The sequence below is a fragment of the Ensifer sp. EB106-05-01-XG146 genome (genome assembly GCF_058791875.1).
On the sequence record NZ_JBYTDX010000001.1, the window covers coordinates 3737481 to 3750784 of the forward strand.

Annotated in this window: 6 protein-coding genes; all 6 read right to left on the reverse strand. The window is 65.3% G+C overall.

Annotated elements, in window-relative coordinates; all coding sequences use genetic code 11:
• Positions 1-74: 74 nt before the first annotated feature.
• Complete coding sequence (gene addA, locus AC3WVQ_RS18390) at positions 75-3641, reverse strand: double-strand break repair helicase AddA (RefSeq protein ID WP_110819712.1); 3567 nt, start codon at positions 3639-3641, stop codon at positions 75-77.
• Positions 3631-6813: a double-strand break repair protein AddB gene (addB, locus tag AC3WVQ_RS18395; RefSeq protein WP_252160433.1), complete on the reverse strand. Its 3183-nt coding sequence runs from the start codon at positions 6811-6813 to the stop codon at positions 3631-3633. The genes addA and addB overlap by 11 nt, the downstream gene beginning before the upstream one ends.
• A gap of 2 nt (positions 6814-6815) precedes the next feature.
• Positions 6816-7547, reverse strand: a complete 732-nt coding sequence (locus tag AC3WVQ_RS18400) for a nucleotidyltransferase family protein (RefSeq protein ID WP_090295144.1) — start codon at positions 7545-7547, stop codon at positions 6816-6818.
• A gap of 10 nt (positions 7548-7557) precedes the next feature.
• On the reverse strand, positions 7558-9069 hold the full coding sequence (gene tsaE, locus AC3WVQ_RS18405; protein ID WP_110819714.1) for a tRNA (adenosine(37)-N6)-threonylcarbamoyltransferase complex ATPase subunit type 1 TsaE: 1512 nt from the start codon (positions 9067-9069) through the stop codon (positions 7558-7560).
• Complete coding sequence (locus AC3WVQ_RS18410) at positions 9069-11549, reverse strand: ATP-binding protein (RefSeq protein WP_110819715.1); 2481 nt, start codon at positions 11547-11549, stop codon at positions 9069-9071. The genes tsaE and AC3WVQ_RS18410 overlap by 1 nt, the downstream gene beginning before the upstream one ends.
• Positions 11550-11855: 306 nt before the next feature.
• Positions 11856-13256: an adenosylhomocysteinase gene (gene ahcY / locus AC3WVQ_RS18415; protein ID WP_110819723.1), complete on the reverse strand. Its 1401-nt coding sequence runs from the start codon at positions 13254-13256 to the stop codon at positions 11856-11858.
• Between the last annotated feature and the right edge of the window lie 48 nt (positions 13257-13304).

The following is a 13304-nucleotide window of genomic DNA, read 5'->3' on the forward strand; positions in this document are numbered from 1 at the left end:
GCGTTCGGAATGGCAGTATCCAGATGTTGTGTCTCATGTGAGAAGGCACCGCTGGATTTTCAATATCGGGTATCTCACTTTGTTGCGAGGTCTTCAAGGCTCCTGTCGAGTGCCTGGTCGGGAACGACGTGGATTGCCGGCCCCTCGGTGAAGATCAGCACACACCGAAACGCATGCGCCGGATAAAGCGGCTGCAGGAGCGCGCGGTAGATGGCAAGCTGCGCCGTGTAGGCGAAGGGAATGTCGTTAGGCGATGCCGGCACCTGCCTGTTGGTCTTGAAGTCCGCAATCGTCACGACGCCATCGCGGACGGCCAGCCGGTCGATCCGGCCTGAAACCGCGTGCTCACGCTTGCCGAGCGTCAGCGTACCCATGACCGAAACCTCGGCCCGGCTGCTCACCGAGAAAACTGCGCCGAGGTCCGGATGGTCGAGCACGGTTTCGATGCTGGCGATCAGTGCGGCGCGTTGTTCTGAAGGCCAACTGGGCACGGATCGCTCGAGATAGCGTTCGGCCGCGGCCCGGCGATCGTCTCCCGCCATCGAGGGCAGAACCTGCAGCAGGCGGTGCAGGATGGCGCCGCGCAGCATCGAGAGGTTTGCCGGGGCCTTTTCTGAGAAAAGAGCCGAGCCGACGAGCGCATCGCCATCGTCCTCGTCAACCGCGATGCCGACGCCGGAAGGACTGAGCGGCCGCGGCAGCCGTTTTTGCGGCGGCAGTGGCGTCGAAAGCGCCTTTGGCAGGGCGGTGGCGGGACGGCCCGAATCGGCCGAGCGCGCATCGCCGGAGGGCAGATCGCGTTCGAGCTGCTTCTCGCGCCAGGCATGGCCGGACCATTCCTCGCCGCCGGCGTGAAAACTGGTCGGGTGGCCGCGGCCGCTCTCGTCTCCGGCAAGGCTCGCCTGAACCATAGCGTGCCATGTATCGGTAACGGCCCGCTGGCCGCGATAACCGCAGACGATCAGGCGGTCGGCGGCGCGGGTCATGCCGACATAGAGCAGGCGACGATATTCTTCCTCAGCCAGCGTCTTCAGCCGCTCGCCGTCGGCGGTGATGAGCGAGTTCGATTCCGCGCCCGGCGCGCGCCACACCGGAAGCGGCAGGACGGTGCCGTCTCTCTGGGCAAGCTCCAGGAAGCGAAGAGAGGGCACATGCTGGTTGCTGAACGCCGCCCCGCCGCCATCGGCGAGGAAGACGACTGGCGCTTCCAGGCCCTTGGCCGCGTGCACGGTCATGATCCGGACTTCGTCGCGTTCCTTGTCCTGCTCGCGCTTGACCGTCGGCGCTTCCATTTCCAGCGTCGAGACGAAGGCCTGCAGGCCGGGCAGGCCGCTTCTTTCCTGGTCGAGCGCGAAGGTCAGGAACTCGTCGAGAATGTCGCTGACCTCGGTGCCAAGCCGCGCGAGAAAGGCGGCGCGGCCGCCATGCACGCCGAGGACGCGGGCATAGAAGTCATGCGGCGCCAGCTGGCTTGCGAGCGCCATGTAGGATTTCAGCGTTCGCGCCGTCTGGTGAAACAGGATACCGTCATCGGCTTCATGCTGCAGCCTCTCCCAGAGGCTTTCGCCTTCGCCGCGCCGCGCCGCGAGTTCGAACAGCGCGTCTTCGCCGAGGTTGAACAGCGGGCTTTTCATCAGCGCGGCCAGCGACAGGTCGTCCTGCGGCAACAGCACGAACCGCCCGAGGGCGAGCAGGTCCTGGACGGCAATATGCTTGGTGAGCACCAACCGGTCGGCGCCGGCGACCGGAATGTTGTTGCGGCGCTTGAGTGCTCTCGTCAGAGCATTGACGAAGGCGTCGCGCTTGCGGACCAGTACGATCACGTCGCCCGGGCGCATCGGCCGGCGAACGCCCTTCTCGACGATCGTCTCCTTGCCGATCCAGCTTTCCAGCGTGGCTGCGATCCGGCGGGCGAGGATGTTGACCGGCGCACTCTCCGGCGTTGCGTCGAAGGCGGCGGTCCATTCCTCGTCTGTATCCACCGGTTCGGCGGCAATCACGTCCCAGATGTCGACGGCGCCGGGATGGCCGATGCGGTTCGAAGCATGCACCACGGGCTCGTTGCGGGCGCTGAGGCCTCGCGCATGCGCCGGATTGGCAAAGACGGCGTCAACGGCCGAAAGCACGTCGACGGTCGAGCGGAAGGAGAGCTGCAGGCGGATGGGCTCGAAAGCCTTGCCGCCGTCGCGCACCCGCCGTTCGGTCTCCTGGCTCTCGCGCGAAAACCGCTCCGGACGGGCGCCCTGGAAGGAGTAGATCGACTGTTTCTCGTCACCGACAGCAAACATCGTGCGGGCAGTACCGCGTGCGCTCTCGCCCGAGAAGAAGTCGGAAGCCAGCGCCTGGATGATCGTCCACTGCGCCGGGCTGGTGTCCTGCGCCTCGTCGACGAGGATATGGTCGATGCCCTGGTCGAGCTTGTAGTGTACCCAGGCGCTGACGTCGCCGCGGGCAAAGAGCGCCGCCGTGCGGTTGATCAGGTCCTCGAAATCGAGCTGGCTGCGGCGTCGCTTCAGTTCCTCGTAGTCGGTATTCAGCCGCCCGGCGAGCGTCAGCGCCGCCAGCGTCGCCTCGAACATCCTGAGGATGCTGATGTGATCGATGCAGGCGACGACATGGCGATAGGCCTCGTCCACGAGGTCAATGAGATCGGGGGCAGCCTGCTGCATCGCCTTGTTGAGGAAGGCGGATTGCGCCCGCGGCTTGCCCGTGCCGGTGAAGAACAGATGCCTGAGCCCGTCATAGCGCGCGCTGAGATCCGTCATCTTCGAAACGGTCCTCAGCCCCTCCGCAAAGTCGAGCACCTTCGTGCCGCCGACGCTGGTGGCGAGCGAGAAGTACCGTTCGAGCGCCGCGCCGTTCAAGCCCGCCAAGGGCCAGATCGTCGCCATGGCGCCGTCGACGCTTTCCCCCGGCGAAAGCTTCAGCGCCCGGCGCAGCTCGGCCTCGGTGCCGCCGAGCCCGTCGGCATGTTCGAGGAAGACCTGGATCGCGGTTCGGTTTTCGACGATTGCGGCCAGCAGCTTTTCCAGGCCGGTATCGTCGGCGATGTCGAGCACGGTGGCAAAGGCGTGGGCAAGAGCCGGATCGTCCTTGGCCGCGGTCGCGGTCAGCAGCAGCCGGCGCGCATCGGCAAGCAGAACCGCAGCCGCGCGATCGTCGAGAACCGAGAAATGGCCGGCGACATTGGCCTCCAGCGGAAACTGGTGCAGCAGCGCCTCGCAAAAGGCATGGATCGTCTGGATCTTCAGGCCGCCCGGGGTCTCCAGCGCGCGGGCGAACAGGCGCCGCGCCTCCTGCAGCTTCAAGCGCCCGGGCCGCTCGCCCTCAATCGCCTCGATCCGCTTTTCGAGCGTCGCGTCGTCGAGCGTTACCCATTCGGCCAGCCGTTCGAACACGCGATTCGACATTTCGGAGGCCGCCGCCTTGGTATAGGTGAGGCAGAGGATCGCCGAGGGGCGGCAGCCGGCAAGCAGCAGCCGTATCACCCGCTGGGTCAGCACGTGGGTCTTGCCGGAGCCGGCATTGGCCGACACCCAGGCGGAGCGGTCCGGGTCCGAAGCCAGCGACTGCCGGCGCGAGGTCCAGTCGAGCCAGCTTTGAGGCGTCGCCTGTTCGGGGCCGAGGTCGTCATCCCTCATCGCCATCCTCCTCTTCGCTGTCGGCCGTCGACCATTCGGCTACGCGTGCCAGATGGTCGTATTCGCCGCCATAATCGCGCTCTTTCTGAACAATCACGCGCGAGGCAAAGCCATGCTTGCCCGAAAGCAGCGCGCATAGCAGCTTCCTGAGTTCGGCAAGCGACTCGTCCGCAAGCTGATCGGCCGACTTCGTCTCCTTCGACTTGCTGCCTTCGTTGTTGACCGCTTCCGGTTTGAAGCGCGCGCCCGGTTTGAGCCGGACATAGAGCAGCGACTGTGGGTGGCTGGGCGGCACGTCCTTAAAGGCGCCGGCCTTGAGGGCCGCGGCTTCCAGCGCGAGCTGCGGGTCGAGCAGCACGCGCGCTTCCTTGGTCGATGGGCTCGAGCCGGTCTTGTAGTCGACGATCTCGACGCTGCCGTCGGTCAGCGTATCGAGCCGGTCGGCAATGCCGGTCAGCCGCATGTCGGCGACGCCGAGCTCCATCGATGCCGCCACTTCGGTGCGCGACCGGCGGATGAAGCGGGCGCGGTCCCGTTCCCATTTGATGAAGGCCAAGCCGACCGCGGCAAAGCGCGGCCGCCAGATCGTGTCGATATGGGTGGGCAGTCGCGCCTCGTCGAAAGCCTCGTTCAGCAGCCGGTGCATGACCTCTTCCGCCGCCGGCAACATCAGATCGACGCCCGCGCGTACGAAACGCTCGACGATCTGGTGGTAAAGCGTGCCGCGCTCGGCCGGGCCGGGGTCGCTGTTGAACGGCAGCAGCGGATCCAGCCGAAGGATGCGTCGCGCATAGATCGCGTAGGGGTCGCGCCGTAGCCGCGACACTTCGCTGAAAGAGTACTTGCGCGGCTGCAGGTCCGCCGGTGGCTTGGGGGCGGGGCGCTCGGCCAGCGGCTGGCGGCCGCCGTCGTCAAGCATGCGGGCCCAGGCGAGATAGTCGGCGCCATTGGCGTGCAGCGCTCGCGTCAGCCGTTCGCCGCCGAGCGCCAGCAGCCGCTGCAGCCAGCGCGAGGCGACGGTGGGTGCTGCGCCCTGGCGCATCGAGCGGGTGAAGATCAGCCGCCTTGTGCCGCAGGCCATCTGGAAGTCGTGCGCAAGCTGGCCGATGCGTCGTTCAGGCGGCTCAAGACCGATCCCCGTCTTCATGGTGCGCGACAGGAACGGATCGTTGGCCGTCTGGCCCGGCCAATTGCCTTCGTTCAGGCCGCCGAGAACCACCAGGTCCATGCTCTGCAGGCGCGATTCCAGCGCGCCGAAGATGAACACCCGCGGATGGCGCATGGAGCGAGGCTTGACCGCGGCGCTGGCCGACAGGGCTTCGACGACATCGCACCATTGCGGCCCGTCCGCGGTCATCTGGCCGTCGGTCTCGATGATGCCGCGAAGGAGAGTTGCGAGCGTATCGGCGGCCTCGCCGGACCAAAGCCCACCGAGGTCGCCACGCTCGTCGGCTGAGGCCGCTTCCAGGGCCTCGCCGGTGCGCATCGCCCAGTCGGCAAAGGTAAATTCGTCCGAAAACACGCGGCTGCCGTCCCGGCTGCGCGTCAGCGCGGAGGCGAGCGGCGCCACCGCGAGACCGATCTTCGCCGCCACGTCGCGGGCCGCCTGAAGCGCGTCATTCCCGATGCCGATGCGCCATTCCGGTGGATGGCGATCGGTCTTGTGCCGGACGATCGCCGCGTCGAGCACGGATTCGAGCACCAGCAGATCGACCGTCGCGGTGCTGCCACGCAGTGCCATGCGTTCCAGCGCGTCGGCCCCTTCGCGCATCCTGTCGCGGGAAAGCCCGAAGCGCGCCAGCGGATGCTTGAGAAGCGCGACGAACGGCACGGGATCGCCGGGGCGCAGGCATGCTTCTAGCAGCAGCCGCAGCAGGCTGCCCTGCGGCGTCGCGATGAGAGGCGTACCGGCGGAATCGTCGGCCTCGATGCCGAAGCGGGCAAGCTCGGCGCCGACCCGCCGTGCGAGATTGCGGTCCGGCGTGATCAGCGCTGCCTGGCTCTCGTCGCTGCCTTCGAGCGCGAGCCGCAAGGCGACCGCGATCGCGGCCGCTTCCTCGCGTTCGTTGGCGGTTTCGATGAGGGCTGCATCCTGGAAGGCTTGCTGCAGCAACGCCGGATCCAGCTCGCTGCGCATCGCGGTCCATGCATTGGTCGCCTTGGCCGGCAGAAGAGCGTGCGACAGGATCTCGGCACGGACTTCGAGGTCGACCTCGGCGACAGCCAGGGCGGTCACGTCGGGCCGCAGAACGCTCATGCGTTTCAGCAGCCTGTAAAAGCCGTATTGCGGGTGGCTGCGGCTTGCCGGGTCCGGCCTGCCGTCAAGGGCGGCGTTGGCGACGATCATGTCCCATTCGGCCTCGCTCATCGTCTGGTCGAGGCCAGGCAGCACGATCGTACCGTTGGGCAGCTTCTGCACGGCGGCAATCAGCGTGGCCGTTGCGGGAATGGAGCCGGTCGAACCGGCAATGATGATCGGGCCCTCGATCTTGCCGGCGGCGATGCGCTGCGTCTCGGCCTGCAGGATCGCGTTGCGGTGGCGCGCGGGCGAGGATTGTTTTAGTTCCTCCAGCCGTTCCGGCCAGTAGCTGCGGGCAATCTTCAGGAATTCGAGCGTCAGCTGCCACCAGAGGGCGTGCTCGCCGGCATCGAGCTTGTCGAGCTTGTCCCAGTCGAGTTCTTCCGTCTCCATCGCGTCGATGAGGTCGGCAAGATTGCGCGCGAGCCAGATCGCATCGGCAGGGCTTGCCGGCGCAATCAGCGGGCTCTCCGCATGGATGTCGAGCACCACCTTCGGCAGCCGGTTGCGCCAGGCGAGGATAAGCCGGCCAAGCTCGATCAGGCGTGCGGTCCCGGGCAGGGGCGGGGCGAGATCGAGGATCGCCGGCACCTCGGCATCGAAGAAGCCGCTGTCGTCATCGGTCTCGCCGAGCGCCTTGATCGTGGGCAGGATGGTGGAGCGGCCGCCGAGCAGGTCGACGAACTCGGACCGGAGCACACGGGCCGAGCGCCGCGTCGGCACGAAGATCGTCACGCCGGCAAGCGGCAGGGGATCGGCCGGGTCGTAGCGGAAGTCCGGCGTCAGGCTACCGTCGCAAAGCTTTTCGGCGAGCGTCTTCAGGAAGGGGAGGCCGGGCGGGATCGTGAAGACGTTGGACCGGCGGCCACGCACGCTCATCCCTCCGGCTGGTGGCGGCGGATCGCCGCCTCCGCTTCGCCGATCGCCTCGGGCGTTCCGACCGTCATCCAGTGACCGTCGAGCAGCAGGCCGTAAAGACGGCCTTCTTCGGCGGCGCGATCGAAGTAGATGTTGAGATTGAAGGCGTCGTCGGGCGCGTCGGCAAAAAGCCGGGAGTGAAGCGCGATCGCGCCGGCATAGACCACCGGGTTCGGCAGGCCTTCGGCGTAGCGCGTGAGCTTGCCGTCGTCACCCAGCGAGAAATCCCGCTTGCCGTTGTGGCCGGTCGTATCCTCGTCGCGCACGCAAAGGAGCAGCATGTCCATGCGCTCCGCGTCGAAGGCGGCGGCCAGGCGCGTCAGGTTGCTGGGCTTGCCCTTGGGCTCGCCGACCCAGAAGAGATCGGCATTCATCACCAGAACCGGCCCCTCCGGCAGCAGTTTCAGCCCCTTGGCGAGACCGCCGCCGGAATTCATCAGCGCCTCGCGCTCGTCCGAAATCACGATCTCCGGGGCGCTGCGTTGGCTGAGATGGCCTTCCATCAGGTCGGCGAAATGATGCACGTTGACCGCGGCCGTGCTGACGCCGGCCTCCACCAGGAGGTCCAGCACGTAGTCGATCATCGGCTTGCCGGCGATCTCGACGAGCGGCTTTGGTATGGTGTTGGTGATCGGACGAAGACGGGTGCCGAGGCCCGCGGCGAGCACCATCGCATTGCTGATCGACATTGATTCTCTGTCAGTTCGCTGATTCGGAAACGAGGATTCCGGTCTTCATACACCAGTCGTGCAAGGGTTTCAGCGATTCATGTGAAAGCGCCGCCTGAAGATAGGCGAAAGTGCGCGGCATGTGCTTCATGTAGCCGGGCTTGCCGTCGCGCTGCATCAGTCGCACCCAGATGCCGACGAGCTTGCAGTTGCGCTGCGCCGACATCAGGTGCCAGTCGCGAAGGAACATTGCCTCGTCGAAGCTACCACCCCCGCGCCGTTCGGCGAAATAAGCGTCCATCATCCGGCTTGCGAGCGAAGGCGGGATGGTGACGCGGGCATCCTGAACCAAGGACGCGACGTCATAGGCAGTCGGACCGATCATTGCGTCCTGGAAATCGATGAGGCCGATCCGGTTCAGACCTTCGCGTTCCCCGCGCCAGATGATGTTCGGCGAGTGAAAATCGCGCAGCAGCAGGTTCGTTTCGGATGTCTGCAGGAGGTCGATCAGGCCGTCCCAGATCTCTCCATATTCGCGCTTCTCGTCGTCGCTTGCCGGCGCGCCGCGTTTCCAGGGCAGATACCAGTCGGTCAAAAGCCGCGTCTCGATCTTCATCGCCGTCCGGTCGAAATCCGGAATGCGGTGGATCACAGTCGGCTCGACCTTGATCTCGGCCTCGGCCGGTTCCGCGTGCAGGCGAGCAAGCAGCCGCGCGCTCTCGATGTAGCGTTCGTCGATCGGCTCTCCGTCCGCATGGAGGACGCCCTCCGAGCCCAGATCTTCGATCAAGAGGATGCCCTGGTCGATGTCGCGGGCGTAGATTTCAGGCGCCGCAAAGCCGCGGGCAATGAGCATCTGGTCGACGGCGACGAAGGGAACGACATCTTCGGCGATATGCGCCAGCTGCTGATAGTACTTTCCGTCCTGAAGGATCGGGCCCGGCTTGTGCCGCGGCGAATCCATCAGAATCCGGCTAACGGAGCCGTCCGCCGGGTAAATGCGCTCATAGGCCCGGATCGAGGCGTCGCCGCTCAGGTGCCGCCGCCGCGCCTTGGAATGTCCGTTCGTATCGAGAAATTCGCGGATCGAAAGCGTTCGGGCGATGCGCTGCAGCGTGTCATCAGGCGCCGAAATATCGACGCGTCGCCCGTCCTTCTCGTGGGTGATCGCAAGCGTGATGCGACGTGAGGGGAGGGCGTCGTCCGCCCGTTCCGGCCATTCGACCAGGCAGATGCCCTGCGACAGGGCTTCATCGAAGCCCAGTTCGTCGAGCTCGCTGGAATCGGCCAGCCGGTAAAGGTCGAAATGCGCGACGGGTATGCGCAAGTCGTAGCTCTGGACCAGCGTGAAGGTCGGGCTCGGCACTTCCAGGCCGTCGTCATCGGCGACGACCCTCAAAAAGGCGCGCGCCAGTGTGGATTTGCCGGCGCCGAGATCGCCCGAAAGAGCGACGCAGTCGCCAGGCTTCAGGGCGAGCGCCAGGTCCTCACCAAGCTCGATCGTTGCCGCCTCGTTTGCAAGATGGCGCTCGATCGCCGGCATCATTCGGCCGCGACGGTGGCCGGCACGTCGGCCGAAGGGATGCGGCAGGTCACTTCCGTGCCTTCGCCTTCCTTGCTGCGGATCGAGACCGTGCCGTGATGCAGGCTGACGAAGCTCTCGACGATCGAAAGCCCGAGGCCGGCGCCGCCGCGCTGACCGTGGCTTTCAAAGCGGTTGAAGACCGTGTCGAGCACGTCCTGCGGAATGCCGGGGCCGCTGTCGGAGACCGAGAAGATGAAGTCGCTGCCCTCGCGGCGGCACGCCAGTTCGATGACGCTGCCATCGGGGGCGAAGTTCGCGGCATTGGTGAGCAGCTTGACGAAGATCTGCTTCAGGCGCTGCTGATCGGCGACCATCCGGCCGAGATTATCAGGTGCGGCGATCCGGAGCGTCACGCCGCTTTCGGTCAGACGGTCGGCCATCTGATACGCGATGTCGTCGAGGAAATCGGTGAGGCTGATGTCGGCAAGGTCGAGCTGGACGATGCCGGCGTCGACGGTCGCAAGATCGAGGATGTCGTTGACGATCGTCAGAAGCAGCGACGACGACGTGGCGATATGGTCGACATACTCTGCCTGGCGCTCGTTGAGGTCGCCGAAAGCCGGCGTCTTCAAGAGATCGGCAAAACCGATGATGTTGGTGAGCGGCGAGCGCAGCTCGTAGGAGACGTGGTGGACGAAGTCGTTCTTCAACGCATCGGCCTTGCGCAGCGCCTCATTCTTTTCGGTGAGCGCGCGCTCGACCCGGACGCTGTCGGTAATGTTGACGAAGGTCAGCATCGTCTGGGCGTTCGGCAGCGGGATGACCGCGTAGTCGAGAATCAGCCCGGTCCTGAGTTCGAGAATGCCGCGGCTGGAGGGCCGCTCGTCGTCGAAGCTGGTGATGATGTGGGTGAAACGCTTCCAGCCGTCGGGCTGGTCGTAGGAGATCAGGCAGGCCTGCTCGATCGCCTTGATATGCGTACCGGGTTTGGCTTCAGCCTCGCTGATGCCCCAGATCGCGCGAAACGCCGGGTTCGACAGGCGGATGCGGCCGTCCGGGCCGAACACCGCTACGCCTTCGGCCAGGTGATCGATGGTTTCGCCCTGGACCTGGACGAGGGTGTTGTAGCGCGTTTCGAGGTCGACCTTCTCGGTCAGGTTCTCGAACACCCAGGTAACGCCGCCCTGCGGGCGGGCGGTGGCAAAGACGCGCAATGTCTGTCCGTTCGGCAGGTGCCAAAGGTCGCTCTGTGTATCGAGCGCCTGGTAGACCGATAGTGCGTTCGCCTTCCACTGTTTCCAGTTGAGCTGTTCCGGCAGCTGGCCGCCGGCGCGCAGCCGATCGAGCACTTCGCCATTGTCCGGCTTGCGCTCCAAGAAGCCGATATCGAGGTTCCACAGGCGCTGGAAGGCCTGGTTGTAGAACTGCAGACGCTGGTTGCCGTCGAAGATCGCGACGGGCGTCGCCAGATGGTCGAGCGTTTCCGCATGGCTCTTGAGCGTGCGGTTGAGCTCTTCGCGCACGGCCTCGATCCCCGAAATATCGACTGCGATACCGGCCGAACCGGCGGCGCTGCGGGCGTCGACGACGTCGAAGAAGGTGCGGTTGCCGCGCACGACGGTCGAGACCTTGTCGTGGAAAGGCGTATCGAACGTCGAGACCGACCGGATCTTTTCACGCGCAACGGTCGCAAGCAACTCGCGCTTTTCCGCGACGGCGGTGGCGACATCGGGTGCCTCGACGGCGTCGGCATAGGCTTCGTTGACCCAGACGAGCGCGCCGTCGGTGCCGCGCTGCCAGACGGGCAGGTCGATTGCGTCGAGGAGCGTATGGAAGGAGCGAAGCGCGATATTGAGCCGGTCGTGTTCGAGCTTCAGTTCGGCGAGCTCCGCCCGCATGTTGTTGAGCGCGATGAAGCGCACAAAGGCGCGGCCGCCGGAAACGCGTCCCTGGGCTTCCAGCACTTCGTTGCGCTGCGTTTCGATGACGAGATCGAAGCTGCGGGCCTGGGTGCGAAGCGCCTCGATCGATTTTTCGAGCTCGCCTGCAGACTGCGCCTTGACCCAGCGGCCGAAGGCCAGGAAGTCGCGGTCGTCGGAAGGCGCGCCGGTTTCCGCCGGCAGCTGGCCGAGCAGTTCGGCGCGTTCGAGAAGCCCGTCCCAGATGACGATCCGGCGGTTCTTGTCGGCGACCAGCGCCTGGTAGCGCGAGAGGCGCTGGTTGGCGTCGGAAAGGTCGGACCTAAGCTCGCGGTTTTCCGCCTCGATGTTGCCGCGCTGGCGGATCAGCCAGATCGCCGAGATCATCGCAGCGGAAATGACGCCGATCAGCACGGAAAAGGTGACGACTTCCGACGAGCCGAAGATGCCGGCCTTTTGCGGGACAACCTGGGCGAGAGCATCCGTGGCGGTGAAAAGGGCGGTGCCGGCCAAAAGGCGGCGCAGGAATTTCGGACCCTTGCGGCAGATGGCCGGAAAATCTGTGTGGTCTTTGTTCATGGCGCTGCCATCCCCGTCTGTCCGAAGGGTGCTGCCGGCCTTGCTGCGCCTTGCACAGTTCCACCGGGGCCCTGTTCAAGGGTCCGCGTCAGTTCCGATTGCATCCCCGGTCTGTCTCCGTCTGTTTGCCGCTAATTCGACAAGACATCCCATCCGCGATGCCCAAGGTCCGCACCGGCATCACGAATCAATGGGTTAGAGCATACTTCCTAGTCGAATCGTCGGGAAGGGAGAGGCCCAAAAAAGCGGCCGCGCTCTCTTGTCAAGAACGCGGCCACAAGATGTTGTGGATTGCCCGGGTAAGGATCAGTACCGGTAGTGCTCAGCCTTGAACGGACCCTGCGTCTTCACGCCGATGTAGTCGGCCTGCTCTTCGGAAAGTTCCGAAAGCTTGGCGCCGAGCTTCTTGAGGTGCAGGCGAGCGACCTTCTCGTCGAGCGCCTTGGGCAGGACGTAGACTTCGTTCTTGTACTTCTCACCCTTGGTGAAGAGCTCGATCTGGGCCAGGACCTGGTTGGAGAACGAGGCCGACATCACGAAGGACGGGTGACCGGTGGCGTTGCCGAGGTTGAGCAGGCGGCCTTCCGAAAGCAGGATCATGCGGTTGCCCCTCGGGAACTCGATCATGTCGACCTGCGGCTTGATGTTCGTCCACTTCAGGTTACGCAGAGCCGAGACCTGGATCTCGTTGTCGAAGTGGCCGATGTTGCCGACGATCGCCATGTCCTTCATCTCGCGCATGTGGTCCATGCGGATGACGTCCTTGTTGCCGGTCGTCGTGATGAAGATGTCGGCCGACGAGACGACGTCTTCGAGCTGGACGACTTCGAAGCCGTCCATGGCGGCCTGGAGCGCGCAGATCGGGTCGATTTCCGTGACCTTGACGCGGGCGCCGGCGCCGGAAAGCGAGGCGGCCGAACCCTTGCCGACGTCGCCGTAACCGCAGACGACGGCGACCTTGCCGGCCATCATCACGTCGGTGCCGCGGCGGATGCCGTCGACCAGCGATTCCTTGCAGCCGTACTTGTTGTCGAACTTCGACTTGGTGACGCTGTCGTTGACGTTGATCGCCGGGAAGGGCAGCAGGCCCTTGGCCTGGAGCTGGTAGAGGCGGTTGACGCCGGTGGTGGTTTCCTCGGTCACGCCCTTGATCGCGTCGCGCTGCTTGGTGAACCAGCCCGGCGAAGCGGCAAGGCGCTTCTTGATCTGCGCGACGAGGATTTCTTCTTCCTCGGAGCCCGGGTTGGAGAGCACGTCCTCGCCGGCTTCGGCGCGGGCGCCGAGCAGGATGTACATGGTGGCGTCGCCACCATCGTCGAGGATCATGTTCGAGACGCCACCGTCGGCCCACTGGAAGATCTTGTCCGTGTAGGTCCAGTATTCTTCGAGCGTCTCACCCTTGACGGCGAAGACCGGAACGCCGCTGGCGGCGATCGCGGCTGCGGCGTGGTCCTGGGTCGAGAAGATGTTGCACGAAGCCCAGCGTACGTCGGCGCCGAGCGCGACCAGCGTCTCGATGAGGACGGCGGTCTGGATGGTCATGTGCAGCGAGCCGGTGATGCGCGCGCCCTTCAGCGGCTTCGAAGCGCCGAACTCTTCGCGGCAGGCCATCAGGCCCGGCATTTCCGTTTCGGCGATCGCAATTTCCTTGCGCCCGAAATCGGCAAGTCCGATGTCGGCGACGATGTAGTCCTGAGTGGTGGTCATGGAGTTCTCCGGGCTGATCTCTTCAAGCCGCGCGGCCTTGGCCATCTC